The sequence below is a fragment of the Luteibacter sp. HAY1-4A genome, from assembly GCF_056755355.1.
In genome coordinates, this window is sequence record NZ_JBNDHZ010000049.1 from 1 (window position 1) to 18,668 (window position 18,668).

Below are 18,668 nucleotides of genomic sequence, written 5' to 3' on the forward strand. Positions count from 1 at the left end.
TGGAGCACGCCACATGGCACTGGGTCTTCTGGCAGAACACCGTGGTGGCCGGTCCGCTCTTCGTACTGTATTGGTTCGGCCTGCGCCGCCTCCCGATCGACCACGACTACCTCCGCCATGGCGATTTCCGCGGCATGTTGCTTGGCGCTGCCGGTTTCACGCTCGTGTTCATCGCGCTGGACCAAGGCGACCGCCTCGACTGGTTCTCGTCGACGCTCGTGGTCACCCTGCTCGCACTCGGCGTGATCGCCCTGGGTCTTTTCCTGCTGCACGAATCCACGCTGGAGACACCCAGCATCGATTTCGCCCTGCTCGTCCGGCGCAACGTGATCGTGCTGATCGTGCTCGTGCTCGTCACGCGCTTCCTGGTGACCGCCAGCAATTCGCTGGTGGCCAATTACCTCATCCAGGTGCGCGGCCTGCGACCGCTGGAAGTGGGCAACGCGCTGCTGTGGGTCGCCCTGCCCCAGCTCGTCATCGCCCCGACGGTGGCATGGATGCTCGGGCGCATCGAGCCGCGTTTCGCCATCGGCGCGGGGCTTACGATCGCCACGGCCGGTTTCCTCCTCGCCACGGGCATCACGTCGCAGTGGGTGGAGGCGAATTTCAGCGTCGCCCTGCTCCTCCAGGCCATGGGCGAAACGCTCGAGCTCACCGCCATCATCTACTTCTTCGGCCACCACCTCGGCCCCGCCGACGGCATCACGTTCGGCGCGATCATCCAGACGGCGCGGCTGTTCGGCGGACAGCTGGGTACGTCGGTGCTGATCGTGTTCACGCGCAAGGCGGAGCAGTGGCATTCCTACCTGATCGGGCAGCACGTGACGGCCGGCGATCCCACGACCATGGAACGCATCGCAAGCTATGCCCAGGCCATGGGGCCGCTCACCCAGGGTGCCGGCGGTGCCGACGCGCGTGGCACGGGTCTCCTCGCCGCGGCGGTGCGCGCGCAGGCGTTCACGCTTTCCGCCCTCGACGGCTTCCTGCTTGCCGCCTTCGTGGGGCTGCTGGGCGTATGCCTCGTGCTGTGCCTGCGCGAGGCGCCCGCCATCGGTGCGCCCCCGCCGGCCGTGCCGCCGCGGCCCTGGTAGTCACGTGCACAGCGACACCGTGTCGCATGGGATTCACATGGGGCCGTGCGATCATCCCTGGACCCATGTCCAGGGTTGAACGAGGGTAGCCCCGGTGCGACAAGGCCCGGCACGAACAGCATGGTGGCAATGGATGGCGCTGGTCGCCACCTGGCTCATCGTGCTCGCGCCCACCACGTCGCGCACCCTCGGCGCGATGGCGATGCACACGCACGCGCACGCCTCCGCCTCGATGGCTGGCATGCACCACCACGGCATGAACCATGCGTCCATGCCCGAGGCGCCGCGAAGCGACGGAGACTGCGACGCCGCCTGCGGCTACTGCACGCTTTTTGCGCAACAACCCGCGATGGCCGGTGGCGTCTTCATCGCGCATGCGCTTGCGCCGCTCACACACGCGCCCGGCATCGTACCCGCGCCGCGCGCCGGACCACCCGTCCGTCTCGTTCACGCCCCCGCCCGAGGTCCACCGTCCGCGCGCGTCTGATCGTTTCGATCCACGACCCACGCCAACGACAACGACAACGGACCCTTTGTCATGCCCTTGCCTCCTTCCCACGGGCGCGCGCTTGCGCGCGCTATCGCCTGCGCCATGGGCGCCGCCTCGCTTGCCGCCCACGCCGGCGATGCCGAAGTCACTGACAGCGATCCGCAGCGCGCCACCACCTTGCGCGAAGTGCGCGTCTCGGCGACGCATGCCGCGAGCAGTGTCGATCCCGACATGCCGGCCGCGGTGGAAACCGTCAGCGCGGCGCAGCTCGACCGCCTCAATGTCATCAATACCGAGGACGCGCTGAAGTACCTTCCCGCCTTCGGTATCCGGAAGCGCTTCGTCGGTGACGAGAACTCCACGTTCTCGGTGCGCGGCACCAGCAACCAACAGAGTGCGCGCGGACTCGTCTACCTCGACGGCCTGCTGCTCTCCAACCTGCTCGGCAACAACTGGGCAAACCCGCCGCGCTGGTCCATGGCGTTTCCCGAAAACCTCGCGCGCGTCGACGTGATCTACGGCGCCTACTCGGCGCTCTATCCAGGCAACGCCATCGGCGCCACCGTGCTCATGACCACGCGCATGCCGGATCGGCTGGAAGTCACCGCCGAGGCACAGGCATTCACCCAGCACGTCGACACGTACGGGGTGGATCGCGACTTCGGCGGCAGCCGCCAGGCGGCCACCATCGGCAACCGGACGGGCGCCTTCGCGTTCCTCGTGGGCGTGTCGCACCTGCAAGCGAACGGCCAGCCGCTGGTGTATGCGACGCAAGCCACCTCGACGCGTCCGGGGATGGTCAATCCCGTCACGGGTGCCATTGCCGACAGCGGCGCCAACGGTCTGCCCAGGCAAGTCCTCGGCGTCAACAGCGAAGGACAGGAAGCCAGCAGCCAGGACGAAGCACACGTGCGCCTCACCTACGACTTCACCCCGCAACTCACCGGCGCACTGACGGCAGGCTATTGGAAACAAGACCTGTCGCATCGCACGGACACCTTCCTGCGCGACGCTCAAGGACAGCCCGTGTGGTCGGGACCCGTCACGATCGGCGGCAGGCAGTACACGCTGCCGGCGAACTTCTTCGCGCCCAGCACACGGCAAAGCCGCAACTATCTCTACGGACTGTCCCTGGGTACACACAAGGAGTCGGGCTGGAACGTCGAGGGCAATATCTCCTACTTCGACATGGACCGGAACCGCGACCGTGCCGCCTCGGGGGTGACATACGACGATGCAGGGCTACTCACGGCCGGCGACGGCAGCCGCTGGCGCACGTTCGACCTGCGCGCCAGCCATACGCCGGAAGGTGCCGGACCGAACACGCACACCGTGAGCTTTGGCTACCACTACGACGGATACCGGCTCGACAACGCCAGCTATGCGCTGGACGCATGGCGCACCGGCGGCGCCGGCCCGCTCGCGTCCGCCAATGGCGGCAGCACGCAGACCCAGGCGGTCTACCTGCAGGATGCATGGCAGCTGGCGGACCGCTGGCGCCTTACCGTCGGTGCCCGCTACGAACAATGGAGGGCGTTTGGCGGATCACGCTCGACCGCTACTGCGCGGGTCGGTTATCCGGAACGAAAGGAATCGCACACCTCGCCGAAAGCCTCACTGGCATGGACCGCCAGCGACTCCGTGCTGCTACGTCTGTCCGCGGCCCGCGCCTATCGCTTCCCCACCGTCAACGAACTGTTCCAGGGTACCTTCAACGGCATCGCGCTCGTGAACAACGATCCGAACCTGAAGCCAGAGAACGATCTGTCGCGCGAACTCTCGGCGGAGTGGTATCGCGAAAATGGCGTGGCGCGATTCAGCGTGTTCCGCAGCGACACGCGGAACACGCTTTTCAGCCAGACCGACACCACGGCGTTCCCGAACGTGACCAACGTGCAGAACGTCGGGCTGGTGCGTACGCGCGGTGCCGAAGCCAGCTACCAGGCACGCGACGTGCTTTGGCAAGGCCTCGACCTCACCGCCAACGCGGCGTACACGCAGGCAACCACGGTGCGCAACCGCCGCAATCCCGCCTCCGAAGGCAAGCAGTTCTACCGCATCCCGCGCTGGCGCGCGAACCTGGTGGCCACCTGGCGCGCCACCGAACGCCTTGCGCTCACACTGGCCGGGCGTTACTCGGGCCGCCAGTACAACACCCTCGACCACAGCGACATCAACCCCGACACCTTCGGCGGCGCCAGCGACTTCCTGACCTTCGATGCGAAGGTGTCGTGGAAGGCAAGCGACCACGTGGACCTCGGCGTCGGCGTGGACAACCTCACCGACCGGCGCTACTACGTGTACTACCCGTACCCGTCGCGGACGTGGCTCGTGGAGGCGAAGTTCCACCTGTGAGTTCGGGGCGGGGGACGCAGGCACCTGCATGCGCAAAAAAAAGGCGCCCACCGGCCTCCCCGGCCGGTGGGCGCCGCACCGCTGCATCGTTAGGGAGCGACGTAGCGGAACCTCATGCCATCACGTTCGCGGGCGGTTTCCATGCGCCGAGCGACAGGTGCTCGTCGAGCATGAAGGACGCCGCGCCACCGCGATGGAGGCGATCGAAGAAAGCACCCACGCCCGCGTTGCCCGTTGCGAAGTCGCAGCTCAGGCGCAGCAGTTCGACGCCGGGAACAGCCAAGCCTTCGTCCCTCGGCACGAGGAACGGCTCGATGCCGCGGGCAATGTGCCGAGCGGCGGCGAGGTACGAGGTTGCGCTATCCGGAAAAATGCCGGCGAGGTCCAGCAACGTTTCGCCGATGCCGGTGAGCCCATCGAAAAGGCTGGGCGAAATGGCGTGCCGGCGCATCAGGTCCGCTTCGGCGCCACGCACGGCGTGACGATACCTTGCGTCGCCGGTACAGGCATGGAAACGTGCGGCCACTGCGACGATACCTGCCGTGCCGTGCCGAAGGTACGGGAACATCGTGATGCCGCCGACCTGTTTCGGCCACGTCGAATCACCGTCGGGATTGCTGCCGCGTTGAGCGAGGTCGAACGACAGTGCGGCGTCGGCGGCGCGCAGGAAACGCTCGTCGCCTGTCGCCACATTCAGGTGCAGAAGGAACAGTGCGACACCCGCGGCACCATGACCGAGGCCGACCGGCTGCACGTCGCCATTCGGCCAGCACAGCGAGCCTTCACCGCGCGCCGCCTTCCGTAGCAACACCTCGCCTGCCTCCGCGGCGGCGGCGAGGAATTCCTCCTCCGCCGTCTCGCGCCACGCCTTGATACGGGCGAGGCCCCAACCGGCGAGGCCGTCATGCAGTCCGGCGCGTTCGCAAATGGCGGCGTCGGGCATGTGGCCGCGCAGCATCTCCGCCGCCAGTTCCCGCTCGCCTGCATCGAACAGTACCCATGCGATGCCAGCGTCGCCGTACATCAGGCTCGTACCGCGGTCCTGCTTCCGGCGTGCACCATCCGCAACGAACGCCACCAATCCCTCCGGCGGCGTCCGGCCACCACGAAGGTAAGCATGCAATACGCCCGCCGCACCGTGGGCCGCTCCCCAGGGATGCGACTGGAAGACTTCGGGCCCCGCGGGAACGTATCGATCGGGCCTCGCACGCTTCGCCATGGCGTCGACGTACGAGAAAAGCTCGTTCGCATGGTCCGGCGGCGGCGCGTTGCTTACGGTGGGGCAGATTGCCGGTGAAGTCTCCAGCGCGGCACGCAGGCGCTTCATCGCCTCCACCGGCGAGGCGCGCCTCGTGGCGTCGATATCCAGCAGTGAATCGATGATGGGCGCGAGCTCCCGCGGATAGCCCAGGTCTCCACTCAGGCGCCGCACGAACCGCGTCGCGGACTGGCGGTCCAACGGCAACATGGCGTTCATCGGCATCACCGCGGCCAGGAGGTTCGCGCCGAACGCGTAGGCGTCTTCGGCGCGCGCAGCGTCCGGATGATCGCGCAGCGGCCGCGGCGAGGCGAACCCCGGCGTGCGTACGTCCATCGGTAAATCGAGCCCCTCCTCCACCGCCGTCTCCAGGTCGATCAGGCGCAAGCCGCCTTCCGGCGTGACGATGCAGTTGTGGAACGAGAGATCGCCGAGCGAGACGCCGGCACCGTGCGCAAGGTCGAGCGCCTCCGCGAAGCGCGTGAACACGGCTACGATTTCCTCAAGGTAACGCTGCACGTTCTCGCGCGTCGTTCGCGTCTTCAGCCAGGGATAGCGGCGCGCCAACCAGTGGCGGAGGGTATCCCCTTCGATGTACTCCTCGACGAGATAGCTGTGCTCCCAGTCGCGGAAGTGCGCTACTGGCAGTGGTGCCACGCCGTGCGGGGCCAGCCTGCGGAGCAGCCGGAATTCCTTCCGGAGCGTGGCCGCGGACGTGTCCCCACCACCGATATAGGGACGCGCTTCCTTGATGATCACCCGGCGCCCCGCGTCCAGGTCGTCACCCAGGTAGATGCCGCCGGAGGACGAAAACGAGAGCGCACGCCGAATGCGAAACCGGCCGCCGCCGAGGTGTGCGTGATCGCTGCCGGCATCGGCGCCCTCCTGTGGAAACGGATCGCGCAGCCAGGCGGGAAGATGGAAATGCGGCTTGCGCTCGTCGACCTCGAGATTGCCGTCCGGCGAACGCAGCACATATTCGCGCCGGCCGTCCGACGTTGTGCGGTATTGGCCTGCGATTCCGCCATAGCGGTAATAGAGCACCCGCGAATCGCGGTACCGTCGATCGCTGAGGATGTACGGCCCGACATAACCCGAGAGCGCTACGTACAGGTCGTCGACGATGCGCCGGAAATCGTCCACGCTGCGCGGATAGACGGTGATGAACTTCCCCGAACCGCCGCGCGGCCAACGTTTTCCGTTGATCGCTGCAAGCATGCGCGCATCGGCGGCGAACTTGAAGGCGGTGCCTGAGGCGGCGAGCGTCGCGGCGGCAATCGACAGCACGATGCGCGCCGTCGACGCCACGCTGGACACGTGGATCTTCCAGCCCTGCGCGGGCAAGTCGGCCGCGGGCGGCTGGCAATGCATCCATATTCCGGACCGTCGCATCGTCCATGTAGGTGGAAGGATGCGCTGCACGGGCCTGGCGAAGTCGCCCGGGTCGATCTCCCGCTTGCCGTACGGTTCGAAGAACTCTCGATCGACGGCGGTGTACTGCAACAATTCCGTGTACCGCTCCATACTGCACGCCCTTGCGAAGTCCTTGCTTGACGACAGGGGCGGTGGCCATCTGCCACCGCCCCGCGGTGTCAGAGATCCTCGAACCCGTCGCCGTTCGCCGTCGAGCAGGCGCTGTGGCTGCACGTGCTGTAGTTGGTTTCGTTCGTCTCGTTCTGCGTCGCCATGTCGACCTGCAGGAGTTGCAGTTCCAGGATACGGTTCATGTCGTCCTCGATCATTGATGTTGCGCGCCCTATGCGCCGGGCGAATCTAGGCGGCAGGCGTCCGCATGCTCAAGGCGGAATCCTTGCGAATTGCCTTGCCAGGGCCATGAATGTCGATTTTTCGCATGCGTCTTATCGAAATCGGTCACCGGTCTGTCCGATAATGGACACCTGTGTCCGGGTCCGGACAGCGCGGACGCTCAATCGGACAGCGGAAGGCGAACGGTGGCGACCGCGCCACGGCCATCGGTACGCTCCTCCAATTCCACCGTTCCCCCGTGAGCCTCCACAATCAGCCGCGTCAGGCTGAGGCCGATGCCCGAGCCTTCGGGCTTGGTGGTGAAGAACGGCACGAACAGTGCGTCGCTCTCCGGCAGGCCCATGCCGTCGTCTTCTATGACGATGCGGACGCGGCGTCCTTCTGAGTGCCAATCCAGGCGGACGCCGCCGCCGACAGGCAGCGCCGCTTCCACGGCGTTGCGCAGGAGGTTGATGAACGCCTGACTCAACTGGTCCTCGTCCCCGTACAGCGCGACGGCTTCCGTGCCTGCCACGACAATGCCAAGCCGACGCTCCAGCAGCGCCAGCCTGGACAAGGCAAGGTCAAGGCGAAACAGGTTCGGGCGCGGCGGCGGAAGACGAGCGAGCTTGCCGTATCCGGACAGGAAGCGGGCAAGCGAGGTTGCGCGACGCCCGATCACGTCGAGGCCGAGGTGCAGGTCGTCGCGGACCTCCTCCACACGGCAGTCGTCCAGGAGGGTGGCCAGGCTTCCCGCCAGGGAAGCGATCGGAGTCAGCGAATTGTTGAGCTCGTGACTCAACACGCGGATGAGGCGTTGCCACGCACGACGTTCCTCCTGTCCCAGGGCCGCGCTCAGGTCGCGCAGCATGATCAGGCGATGCTCGCGGCCGTCGCTTCGCCATGCGGCGTGACGTACCGCCCAACGCCCCTCGCCACCCGGAAAACGGCCATGGAAGACAGCGTTGTCTGGCGCACCGAGCGCCTCCGCCAAGCCCAGCGAAGCCAGGTCGCGACCGAGCACGGCCGCGCGCTCCGCGTCGATCAGCTTGCGCGCCGCGGCGTTGATCACACGCAGCTTTCCTGCGTCGTCGACGACGAATACCGGGTCCTTCAGGGCCGTGAGCGTCTTGCCCAGGAAGCGCGAGGTTTCCGTGCGCTTGCGCCGTCCCTCCCGCAACTTGTCGGACAGCAGGTTGACGTCCGCGACCAGCCCCTGCAACGGATCGCATCCAGGCCGCACGCGCCCCCGCAACGAATAGTCTCCCTCGCGCAGGGCGCCGAGCAGATCGGTGACCGTGCGCAGGGTGCGCAGCATACGCCCTCCAACGAGCCACGCGAGCGCGATGGTGAACGACATGCCGAAACTGAAAAGACCGAGCCGAAGCTGCCAGGACAGATCCTCCATGACCACAAGCGCTCCGCCCGTCGCGGCCAGGGGTAGCAGCACGATGCCAACAGTCGGCACCGCGCCGGACGCAAGGCTGTTGGAACGCGCGTCGAGATTCAAGGTGCTCCCGCCGAAAGACAGGTTGACCGGATTTTCAGCTGATCGGTTCCAGTCCATTCCTGGCTCGCCGCTTCTCCAGACGGCGGTACAAGGCCTGGCGCGAGATACCTAAAGCGTCGGCCGCCCGCTGGAGGTTGTGGTCGTGGCGCTCGACCGCCTGCCTTATCAACAATTCTTCGGCTTCGGGGAGGGTCAGGCTGTCGAGCACCACGGGTTCGTCCGCGCGCCGTTGCAGCGACAGGGCATCGGCGTCTATGTCGTCCCGAGTGGCCAGCAGTACCGCTCGCTCGATCGTATGCTCGAGTTCACGCACGTTGCCGGGCCAGGCATACCCGCGCAAGGCTCGTTCCGCCGACGGCGTCAGCAGCATGGCGCCACGGCCACGTCGACGGCACTCGCGAAGGACGAAGTGGCGCGCGAGAGGCACGATGTCTTCCTGTCGTTCACGCAGCGGCGGCAGGCGCACCTGCATGGCATTGAGCCGATACAGCAGGTCGCGGCGGAAGCGATCATGGCGTATCGCGGCATCTAGGTCGGCGTTCGAAGTGGAGATGACTCGCACGTTCACCTGTCGCGTGCGCATGCCGCCGCAACGTTCCAGTTCCCCTTCTTCGACGACCCGTAGCAGCTTCACTTGCTGGAGCGGATGGATGCTGCCCACTTCCTCAAGGATGAGGCTGCCGCCGTGCGCCAGCTCGAACCGGCCGGGGCGCGGCGTCGGAAGATCTTCGCCGAACATTTCCTCGGCGAAACGAGACTCCGGCAACGTACCCATGTCGATGCGAATGACCGGTTGCTCTGCGCGGGGCGACAGGGCGTGGATCTCGCGCGCCACGAGCGACTTGCCCGTGCCGTTCTCGCCAAGCACGAGCACGTTGGCATCGCCGCTGGCAATGCGGTCGATCAGCTCGAATACGCGGCGCATCGACGAGGACTCCGCGATGCGGATCATCTCGCCCGCCTGTCGCGACAACGCGGTTTCCGCGCGCAGCAGCCGGTTCTCTTCCTGCATCCGGCGCAGTGCGATCTGCGTGCGAATGGTGTGGACGATGTGCTCGTTGTTCCAGGGTTTCTCGATGAAATCGGACGCACCCAGGCGCATGGCACGCACCGCTATGTCGATGCTGCCCCAGGCGGTCATGGCCACCAGGGGAACCTCCGGGGCCTCCTGGCGCAGGCGCGTGACGAGTTCCAGACCTTCGATACCGGATGTCGTGTCCGATGTGTAGTTGAGGTCGACGACAGCGCAGGCGAACTCGGTTCGCGCCACGGCGTCGAGTGCCGCTACCGTGGAACCCACGTCGACGGAAGAAATGCCTTCCGACTGCAATAGGATGCGTAGCGCGAGTCGGATGTCCGGATGATCGTCGACGACGAGCACCGGTGCTGCGACTTCATGACTTCTGGACATACCTGCGGTTCCCCACTGATCAATCGCTGCGGAGCACTCGCCACGGCTCGATCGCCGCGGCGCGACGCGCGGGTGCGGCTACGGCGACCGCAGTGACCATCGCCATGACAAGCGCAGCGGCCACGGACACACCGATGCCGCCACCCACCGGCATCGCCATCCCGCGCCAGAAATGCTGTATGGCATACGTACCGAACAGGCCGAGGGCTATGCCGCCCAAAGCCACACGGAACGCCTTCCCGAAAACGTGGGCATACAAGTGGCCGGGGGTGGCGCCCAAGGCCATGCGCAGGCTCATCGCGTAACGGGACGCGGCGACTTCAACGGAATGCACCGCATACTGGCCGGCTCCAGCCAGTCCAACGGCGAATCCCGAAAGGGTCGCGAACAACGCAACGTCCCGGCGCGCGCTGGCCAACGGCGCACCCGCTATACGCTCGAGCGGGTCGGGCGGCGACAAGGCCAGCGAAGGTGCCTTCTTGTCGATGATGGACGGCAGCACGCTATCCGCAGCCATCGCCGCGGCGTGCCCGCGGATCGCGACATAGAGCGGCTGCAGTTGACGCATCAGTGCGAAGACGCGCGGATCGACCTGCGCGAGCGGAACGTACACTACCGGCACCGCCGTGGCATTGCCGTCGCGTCGGGTGTCGCCAACGATGCCTACGATGCGGGCATCCCGCGCTGTCCGGCCCGCCGGACGAACGAAATCGCCGATACCATGGCCGCCGAACGAACGCAGGTAGGCTTCGTTCACCATCGCTATGCGGGCGGAGCGGGGGCCGTCGGTCTCATCGATTGGCCGCCCGGAGAGTATCCGCAAGCCCATGGCCTCGTTGCCGCCAGGCGAGGTCACCGCGAAGGGAACGAACTCGCTGCTGCCATCGCTGCGCACGAACGGCATGCGGAAGCCCCGGCCCGCGGGGAGCTCAGTGGACCAACCCACGGATTCCACGCCCGGTAGTGCCGATACCGTCACGCGTATGGCATCGGTCAGGCGAACGACATCGTCCTTCCCAGGATACGTGCCGATCGGGGGATGCAGTTCCATCACCACGCCGTTGGCGCTTTCGAAACCTGGTGGTGTCCGGGCCAATCGCCAGGCACGCGACACCGCCATCATGCCCTGCGAAACGAGCAAGGTGGCCAGGGCAACCTGCACAAGCACCAACGCGGAGGCGCCCCGTCCGGACGATGCGCGCATTGCGGGAGCACCACTCATCATCGTTCGTTCCCGCTGGATCAGGCGGCCCATGACGCGTGCCGCTCCACTTGCGGTCGCAACGGCGAGTATCGCCAGCGTCATCGCCGCGACGAGCGAAAACACCCGCCATCCCGGCGCGGGCGGCACGGCCGAGACAAGCCATGCGGGAGGAACGAACGGCAGGAACAAGCGCACCAGTGCCGCACCGGCAGGCATGCCCGCCGCGCAGGACAGCAGGCCAACCACGAGGGCATCGACACCTGCCGGCAGCCAGGCCTCCCACCTCGCGCCGAATACCATCTTTACGGCCGTGACATCCAGGCGGCCAAACATGCGTGTCGACATGAGGTGCGAGATGTTCGTTCCGGCGATGGCCAGTACGAGCGCGCCGGAGAGGGCGAATATCCATAAGGGCGTGCGCGCACCTCGCGCAACGAGATCGTCGATGGGGGTGGCGCCCTGCCAGCGGCCGTCTTCGCTGGCGACACGCGCCACGTATGTCGAGAACGATTGAATATCCGCTGCGGACGCCAACAACGCCACGGCCGTCATGTTGCCCGCCAGTACCGAGGAGTTTTGAGGAAGCTCCAGCGGAAGGAGCAGGTCGACATCCGAGAAGAACCGGTATGCCGCAGGCAGCACGCCGCGAACTTCCATTCTGCGTCCGTCGACAACGATCGTCTGGCCAACGATGTCGGGCACGACCATCGCCAGGCGGTCACGCAGTGCCCGGGACACCAGGACGCCGTCGGCCGAAACCTCGGAGGGAGCCACGCCGAGGGTAGGCAGGAAGCCGGCGTCGACCCGCTGGGCATGAAGGATCGCCCTGTAGCGGCCGGCGACGACGTTCACCCTTTCGGGAAGGCTCGCCGCTCCTCGCGACAGCACCATGGGCGGATGGCCGACCGCATCGTAAAGCCGCGGGGAGATCGCGCGCATGGCATCGTCGACAGTGCGGCGGCCATAAATTGCGACCTGGTCGTGGTTAGGCCACGGGGGCGCCTGCAGCACGGCGTCGAGCAGCGTGACGCCGGCGACCGCCGCAGCCACTCCCAACGATAGCGTCGCCGAAGCCAACAACACGAAGGCTGGCCAACGCGCGAGCGCATGCGCATCGCGGGAATCGTGCCGAGGGCGGGTCACTGCACCGGCTCGCCTAGACTGTAGCGATCGAAACCCGATTCCGATTCCGCAATCCGTTGCTGGTGCGTGCACTCGTCTACGATGTGTCCGTCCAGTAGCCGTATCGTGCGCTCGGCCATGGCTCCGAAACGCTCGTCGTGGGTAACCATGCAGATCGTGCGTCCCTCGGCATGGAGGTGGCACAGGAGCGCCATCACCGCCTCGCCGTTCCGCAGGTCCAGGTTTCCAGTCGGTTCGTCGGCGAGAAGGATGGATGGATTGCCGACGAGTGCGCGTGCAACCGCGGCGCGTTGCTTCTGCCCACCGGACAGCTGGGACGGGTAGTGGCGCATGCGGTGTGCCATGCCGACGCTGGCAAGCGCGTCCCGCACGCGTCGCTCACGTTCGTGCCGCGAAACGCTCGTTCGAAACGAGAGCGGCAAGGCAACGTTGTCCGCCACGCTGAGGTCGTCGATGAGGTTGAATGCCTGGAACACGAAGCCGATGTGCCGGTTACGCAACACGGCACGCTCCGCGCGCCCCAGGTGCTGCACCGATTGTCCGCCCAGGCGCAGTTCGCCCTTCGTCGGCACGTCGAGCAGCCCCATCAGTGACAGGAGCGTCGTCTTGCCGCAGCCCGAGGGCCCGGCTACCGAAATGAATTCACCCTGCCGCACATTCAGGTAAATGTCGGTCAAAACATGGCATTCGGTCGATCCGGCGGGAAACGCCTTGCCGATGCCTCGCATTTCAATGATCGGTGGCTTGGGAGGACTCTGCATTGCGCGACTCCGTATACGGCGAACATAGCGCAGCGCGGTGGCTTCCCGTGTTGGCCGAACCCGTCCCAAACAGCAATCCTTCAGATGTTGCCGGAAACACGTAACGATAGTTACGTCACGTGCATCGCCTGCCGTTTTGCCCATCGGCGGCGGCACGGCCAGTCCTTTCGCCAAGCGGGCGGCAAATGTGCCCCGGGTCTTCCTGGATGTCTTGGGCCCCAACGGCGTAAACGTTTACACGTAACGTCATTTACGTGCGCACTTGGGTTCCCGATGCCGGTATCCTTGTCCGCTTGACGCGTCCCTCCCCCTCGTCGCCTCGTCCCAAGGCCAGACCATGAACCGCAATTCCCGCATCGAAAACCTGATCGCCCGCATGACGCTGGAGGAGAAGGTGGGCCAGCTGGGCGTATTCGCCGATGCCGTGCGCCCGTTCGCCCCCGACATCAATCCGGAGGTGAATGCGCAAGGGGCCGCCGAGGTCCTGGAGCAGGTCCGGGCCGGTCGCGTGGGTGCGCTGTTCAATGGCGTGGGTGCAGCCGAAGGACGCGAGGCACAGCGCGTGGCGGTGGAAGAAAGCCGGCTCGGCATTCCGCTGCTGTTCGGTGCGGACGTCATTCACGGCATGCGCACCGTGTTTCCGATCCCGTTGGCGGAAGCGTCCTCGTTCGAACCGGAACTGGCCGAGCGCACGGCGCGGGCCACGGCGATCGAAGCCACGGCTGCCGGCGTGCAGTGGACATTCGCCCCGGCCGTGGACATTGCGCGAGACCAGCGCTGGGGCCGCGTGGCCGAAGGCGCGGGCGAAGACGTGGTGCTCGGCTCGGCATTCGCCGCCGCCCGCGTGCGCGGCTTCCAGGGGCCGGATCTGAAGGCCGGGAACTCGCTGCTCGCCACGCCCAAGCATTTCGCCGCCTACGGTGCCGTCATGGCCGGCATGGAATACAACACGGTGGACATCGCACCGCAGACCCTGCGCGACGTGCACCTGCCACCCTTCAAGGCCGCGCTGGACGCAGGCGCGTTGACGTTCATGAGCGCGTTCAACGACATCAACGGCGTGCCGGCGTCTGCCAATCGCGAACTCATGACGGACATCCTGCGCGGCGAATGGGGTTTTCGCGGGCTCGTCGTCTCCGACTACACGGCCGACATGGAACTCATCGCGCACGGTTTCGCCGAGGACGAGCGCGACGCGACACGGCTCGCATTCCTCGCCGGCGTGGACATGAGCATGCAGAGCGGCTTCTATGGCGCGCACCTGCCGCCGCTGGTCGAATCCGGCGCGGTGCCGATGGACGTGCTCGACGAAGGTGTCCGTCGCGTGCTCACCGTGAAGGAGGCCATCGGCCTCTTCGACAATCCCTACCGTTCACTCGATCCGGCCGCGGAGGCCGACCGGTCGCACGACGACGCCCACGCGGCGCTGGCGCGCGACGCGGCACGCCGATCCATCGTGCTGCTGAAGAACGAGGGCGTGTTGCCTCTGCGCAAGAGCGGCCAGAAGATCGCCTTGATCGGCCCGTTCGGCGCCGACACCGAGAACCTCGAAGGATGCTGGACACTGTTCGGCGATGCGTCCCGGCACGTGAGCATCGAACGCGGCTTGCGCGATGCACTGGCGGATGCCTCGGCACTCGAGGTCGTGGCCGGCTCCGGCGTGGAGTCTCCCGTCGAAGGCGGCATCGAAGCGGCCGTGGCCGCCGCGCGGCGTGCCGATGTGGTGCTGCTCGCCATTGGCGAACCGCAGAACTACTCCGGCGAAGCGCAGTCGCGCACGCAGATCGTCGTGCCGGCCGCGCAGCAGGCACTGGCGGAAGCAGTGGCCGCCACCGGCAAGCCCATCGTCGTGTTGCTGAAGAACGGGCGCGCGCTTGCGCTGACGGGTGCCGTGCGCGAGGCTGCCGCCATCCTCGTCACGTGGTTCCTGGGCAGCCAGACCGGTCCCGCCATCGCCGACGTACTCTTCGGTGACTACAACCCATCCGGGCGCCTGCCGGTCAGCTTTCCGCAGGACGCGGGGCAGCAGCCTTACTTCTACAACCATCCACGGACCGGACGACCAGAACTGGCCGACCAGCCGCCTGCTTTCAAGGCGCGCTACCGCGAAGTCACCTTCGAAGCCTTGTACCCCTTCGGACACGGCCTCAGCTACACGAACTTCGATTACTCCGCGCCGCAGGCACCGGCAAGCATGGGATGGGACGAGACGATCGTGGTTTCCGCGACGGTAACGAACACCGGCGAGGTTGCGGGCGAGGAAGTGATGCAGCTGTACCTCCACGACCGCGTGGCCAGCCGCGTGCGTCCCGTGCGCGAACTAAAGGGTTTCCGGAAAATCTTTCTCGCCCCCGGCGCATCGGAAGAGGTGGCATTCGAAATTACGCGTGCAGACCTCGCCTTCACACATCGGGACGGCAGGACGTTCGAAGCCGAGCCCGGCGAGTTCCTGGTATGGATATCAGGATCGTCCGTAACCGGCGACGCCGCGAAGTTCGTCCTCCGCAACAGCTGACGGCGCGGATGGGCCTTGGCCGCACGCTCCGGCGTATGGCGCCGATAGGACGGGAGGCAAGCGTTACCTAGCATCGTGCCCCTCGTCGCAGAAGGGACAATGCATGCTCCGCGTTCGCGGGCTGCAAGGAAGCACTCCATGAACTTACATCGCCTTGCCGCCGGCATCGCCGGCCTTTTCGCCATTTCCATCGTCAGCACCGCGCATGCCGCTGTCGGCAACACCACCGCCGGCGAACCCGTCATCGCCTGGGGACCCTGCCCGGAAGCATGGACCGGCCCGCCATCGGCCGAACTCGGTCAGCGACTGCAATGCGGCACCATGGCCGCGCCGCTGGATCACGAAGCGCCGGACGGCAACCTGCTCGAGATCGGCGTCATTCGCGTAAGCGCCGCCGCTCCGGCCTTGCGGGAGGGATCGATCTTCCTGCATCGCGGCGGGCCGGGTGCGCATCCCGGAAAACTGTTGCAATCGATCGCAAAGACATGGACAGGCTCGTCCGACGTGCAGTTCAAACGGCGCCTGGCGGAACGGTTCGACCTTGTCGCCGTCATTCCACGCGGCCTCGTCGGCAGCGGCGAACTGCAGTGCGTGACCGGCATGCCGCCTTCATACACGTTCCTGCCCAGCGACCTGGGCGACGCCAACTGGGCCCGGATGCTGGCGGATGCCCAGGCCGTGGTCGATGCTTGCAGCGCTCCGTCACATGCGCGCTACATCAATACCGAGCAGCACGTGCACGACATGGACATGCTGCGCCGTGCGCTCGGCGACCAGCGTATCCATATCTACGGCATTTCCCAGGGCGCACTCGTTGGCGCGTGGTACGCGTCCGTCTATCCCGAGCATACCGGCCGGATGCTCTGGGACTCGGCCTTCGACGTCACGCGCGACTACGCAGCTGCGCTCCGCCGCGCCGTTGCCGCCCGACACGAGGCGCTCGTGCAAAGAGCGCTCGCACCCGTTCTTCTCGATCCCGAGCGGTACGGCTTCGGCAATGATCCCGACATCGTCGCCGAAGCCGTCAACGACCTGCCATGGCGCCTGCGCGAACTGCGACCGGGAGTGATCGAGTCGCCGGAGGAAATGGCCGCCACGCTGCATGTCGCAATCCTCTGGGAACTCCACCAGCCCGCGACCCTGGAGGCCATGTCGCGGCTGCTGCAGGCGCCGCTTGCGGCGGATGCCCGCCTGGACGCCAGGCTGCGACACCTGGCGAACCAGTTGGTGGCCCTGATGTATGAGCCGCGTCGCACCGAGCCCAGGTTCCAGATGGGCGCGGCCGGCGACTCCGTCCGAATCGTCGTTCCCTGCAACGACGTGCCGTGGACTCGCACCGACGATGCCGTCCGCGAGGCTGCACGCGAGGATTCCCGTCGCTACCTCAGCATGACGGGGCGCGAAGTGTTCGAGGAGATCGTCTGCCGTCGCTGGGGTCCGCCGACGGCGCGTCCGTTCGTGCCCGCGAACGTCGACCGCACGGCGCCCTTCCTCATGCTGCAGTCGGAGCGCGACACCTCAACACCGCTCTCCGGCGCCACGAACATCCTCGACCAGTTCGCGAATGCCCGGATGCTGCTCGTGCGCAACTCGACCGAGCACGGCCTGTTCAATTTCACGCGCTCGCCGTGCATCGAACTCACGGCCGCGCGCTATCTTGCCACCGGGCAGTTGCCCGAGACCGGTTCGCGTGTCTTCGCTTGCGACGGCACCTTCGGCAATCCGCTGGAAAGTATTCCGGGCGAGCCGTCCCCTCCCATCGTCGAGCCGGTCGCGGTACCCACGCCGGTACCGCCCCACCGCGATGAGCTCTGAAACGGGCCCGCGCCGTCACAACATGATCTGCGCGCGTACCTGGAAGATATGCGGATCGATGCGAAGATCGCGACGGTCGCTGGTGGCGCGCACGTAGTTGGCTTGCAGTTTCACGAACTTGGTGAGGTACCAATTGGCACCGAGCGTCCAGTCATGCTCGGTGCCTCCCAACGTCGGGCCGTCGTCGAGATCCAGCGTGCTGTAGCGAAGCACGAATTCCAGTGCGCCCCACGGCCCCTTCGGCACCACGTCGCCCACGTTGCCGGCGTTATACGCGCGTGACTCGCCCGTGACGACCCAGCTGCCGAATGCGTACCAGCCGTGGGCGTCGTATGCCGGCTTGTCCTTCAGCTTCACGCTTGCGGAAAGGTATTCGCCTTGCATCGACCAGGGTCCGCGGATCCATAAGCCTTCGAGCCCCCGACGTTCGACGTGTTCGGCCACGCTGAGCACGCCGGAGTCGATCAGCCGCCGCCCGGCCAGGCCCGCTTCCGGCAGCGCGCGCAGGCGCACGCTGGGCGGCATGTAGCGCCCGCGGCCGTCGGTGCTGCCTTCCGGCGTTTCGCGCGAATACGAACCGCCGAGGTGGAGCACGTCGCCGGGGCTGTTCATGGGTGTCCATGCGGCGCGAGCGGCCACCATGCGGCCGTCGAGGTCGCCCTGGAGGTTGCCACCCTTGTAGTAACCGAGTTGTACCAGGTAAGCCTTGCGCGCCAGCGCCCAATCGAAGCCGAGGCGGCGACCCGCGTAGATCGCCTGCATCGGCAGCGAGGTTTCCATGAACGACGTGCTGCCCGTGCTCGTATTGCCTTCGAAGCCGACCGGCGTCTTCATGAAGCCGACGCGGAACGCGCCCACGTCGTTACCGAACAAGGCCTTGCTTTGCATACGGAAGAACACGTCCAGCCAGGTCTTCGTCTGGAAGTCGAACACGACGGTGCCGTCGTACACGCCCTTCTTGCGAACGAAGAAGCCGAACTCCTTGCGGCGGTTCGTCTGCGCGTCTTCGTACGTACCCTCGTCGTGCGAGAAGCGGTCGAGGTCGTACTGGTACTTCAACGACAGGCCGATGTCCGTGCCATCGGCGAATACGTAATGGGTGGGCCAGTTTGTGCGCCAGTCGTAATCGTTGGGCGATGTCCCGGCAGTCGCGGCAAACACGGGAGCTATCAGCGCGAGCGCGCCGATGATGGTCTTCTTCACGGTGAAACCCCTCTCAAGCGAGCCGGCGGCACCGGCTTGCGATATGAATGACTATAGCGCGCCTGAGAATCCGCTCAATGCCGCAATCAGTTCATCGGCAGGCTCGCCCATGTCTTTAAAAGAATGTGTGAAGACGACGGGACCAGCCAAAGAAAAGGGGCGCCGA

General features: G+C 66.3%; 12 protein-coding genes. 5 read left to right on the forward strand and 7 right to left on the reverse strand.

Going from position 1 to position 18,668, the window contains the following annotated elements:
• The 3 genes from ACPYOD_RS15355 to ACPYOD_RS15365 all read left to right on the forward strand — a co-directional run.
• The coding region (locus ACPYOD_RS15355) for an efflux MFS transporter permease (protein ID WP_481302584.1) at positions 1-1,091 on the forward strand (1,091 nt) is incomplete at its 5' end.
• 133 nt (positions 1,092-1,224) lie between these two features.
• Positions 1,225-1,578 carry a DUF2946 domain-containing protein gene (locus ACPYOD_RS15360; RefSeq protein ID WP_481302585.1) on the forward strand — a complete coding sequence of 118 codons (354 nt, stop codon included), beginning with the start codon at positions 1,225-1,227 and terminating at the stop codon, positions 1,576-1,578.
• 51 nt (positions 1,579-1,629) lie between these two features.
• Positions 1,630-3,936: a TonB-dependent receptor gene (locus ACPYOD_RS15365; protein WP_481302586.1), complete on the forward strand. Its 2,307-nt coding sequence runs from the start codon at positions 1,630-1,632 to the stop codon at positions 3,934-3,936.
• Between the two features lie 112 nt (positions 3,937-4,048).
• On the opposite strand, the gene lanKC is transcribed toward ACPYOD_RS15365, so the two are convergent.
• The 6 genes from lanKC to ACPYOD_RS15395 form a co-directional block, all read right to left on the reverse strand.
• The gene (lanKC, locus tag ACPYOD_RS15370; RefSeq protein WP_481302587.1) at positions 4,049-6,718 is read right to left on the reverse strand and encodes a class III lanthionine synthetase LanKC; all 2,670 of its coding nucleotides are present in this window, start codon (positions 6,716-6,718) and stop codon (positions 4,049-4,051) included.
• A 68-nt stretch (positions 6,719-6,786) separates the two neighbouring features.
• Positions 6,787-6,921, reverse strand: coding sequence for a hypothetical protein (locus ACPYOD_RS15375; RefSeq protein WP_481302588.1), 135 nt, complete (start codon positions 6,919-6,921; stop codon positions 6,787-6,789).
• Between the two features lie 200 nt (positions 6,922-7,121).
• Complete coding sequence (locus ACPYOD_RS15380) at positions 7,122-8,450, reverse strand: sensor histidine kinase (protein ID WP_481302589.1); 1,329 nt, start codon at positions 8,448-8,450, stop codon at positions 7,122-7,124.
• A 34-nt stretch (positions 8,451-8,484) separates the two neighbouring features.
• The gene (locus ACPYOD_RS15385; protein WP_481302590.1) at positions 8,485-9,861 is read right to left on the reverse strand and encodes a sigma-54-dependent transcriptional regulator; all 1,377 of its coding nucleotides are present in this window, start codon (positions 9,859-9,861) and stop codon (positions 8,485-8,487) included.
• 19 nt (positions 9,862-9,880) lie between these two features.
• Complete coding sequence (locus ACPYOD_RS15390) at positions 9,881-12,208, reverse strand: ABC transporter permease (RefSeq protein WP_481302591.1); 2,328 nt, start codon at positions 12,206-12,208, stop codon at positions 9,881-9,883.
• Positions 12,205-12,969, reverse strand: a complete 765-nt coding sequence (locus ACPYOD_RS15395) for an ABC transporter ATP-binding protein (protein WP_481302592.1) — start codon at positions 12,967-12,969, stop codon at positions 12,205-12,207. The genes ACPYOD_RS15390 and ACPYOD_RS15395 overlap by 4 nt, the downstream gene beginning before the upstream one ends.
• Before the next feature lie 337 nt (positions 12,970-13,306).
• On the opposite strand from ACPYOD_RS15395, the gene ACPYOD_RS15400 reads away from it, so the two are divergent.
• Positions 13,307-15,484 carry a glycoside hydrolase family 3 N-terminal domain-containing protein gene (locus ACPYOD_RS15400; RefSeq protein ID WP_481302593.1) on the forward strand — a complete coding sequence of 726 codons (2,178 nt, stop codon included), beginning with the start codon at positions 13,307-13,309 and terminating at the stop codon, positions 15,482-15,484.
• Positions 15,485-15,622: 138 nt separating this feature from the next.
• Positions 15,623-17,299 (forward strand): alpha/beta fold hydrolase, encoded by a 1,677-nt coding sequence (locus tag ACPYOD_RS15405; RefSeq protein ID WP_481302594.1) that lies wholly within the window; start codon positions 15,623-15,625, stop codon positions 17,297-17,299.
• Between the two features lie 15 nt (positions 17,300-17,314).
• Here ACPYOD_RS15405 and ACPYOD_RS15410 read toward each other — a convergent pair whose 3' ends face one another.
• A complete protein-coding gene (locus ACPYOD_RS15410; protein WP_481302595.1) occupies positions 17,315-18,502 on the reverse strand; it encodes an OprO/OprP family phosphate-selective porin in 1,188 nt (395 codons plus the stop codon).
• Positions 18,503-18,668: the final 166 nt, after the last annotated feature.

Excerpts from the sequence above, each read along its gene's own strand:
- ACPYOD_RS15405 (WP_481302594.1), top strand. The coding sequence starts at position 15,623 with ATGAACTTACATCGCCTTGCCGCCGGCATCGCCGGCCTTTTCGCCATT.
- ACPYOD_RS15385 (WP_481302590.1), bottom strand. The coding sequence starts at position 9,861 with ATGTCCAGAAGTCATGAAGTCGCAGCACCGGTGCTCGTCGTCGACGAT.
- ACPYOD_RS15375 (WP_481302588.1), bottom strand. The coding sequence starts at position 6,921 with ATGAACCGTATCCTGGAACTGCAACTCCTGCAGGTCGACATGGCGACG.
- ACPYOD_RS15365 (WP_481302586.1), top strand. The coding sequence starts at position 1,630 with ATGCCCTTGCCTCCTTCCCACGGGCGCGCGCTTGCGCGCGCTATCGCC.
- ACPYOD_RS15360 (WP_481302585.1), top strand. The coding sequence starts at position 1,225 with ATGGCGCTGGTCGCCACCTGGCTCATCGTGCTCGCGCCCACCACGTCG.
- lanKC (WP_481302587.1), bottom strand. The coding sequence starts at position 6,718 with ATGGAGCGGTACACGGAATTGTTGCAGTACACCGCCGTCGATCGAGAG.
- ACPYOD_RS15400 (WP_481302593.1), top strand. The coding sequence starts at position 13,307 with ATGAACCGCAATTCCCGCATCGAAAACCTGATCGCCCGCATGACGCTG.
- ACPYOD_RS15395 (WP_481302592.1), bottom strand. The coding sequence starts at position 12,969 with ATGCAGAGTCCTCCCAAGCCACCGATCATTGAAATGCGAGGCATCGGC.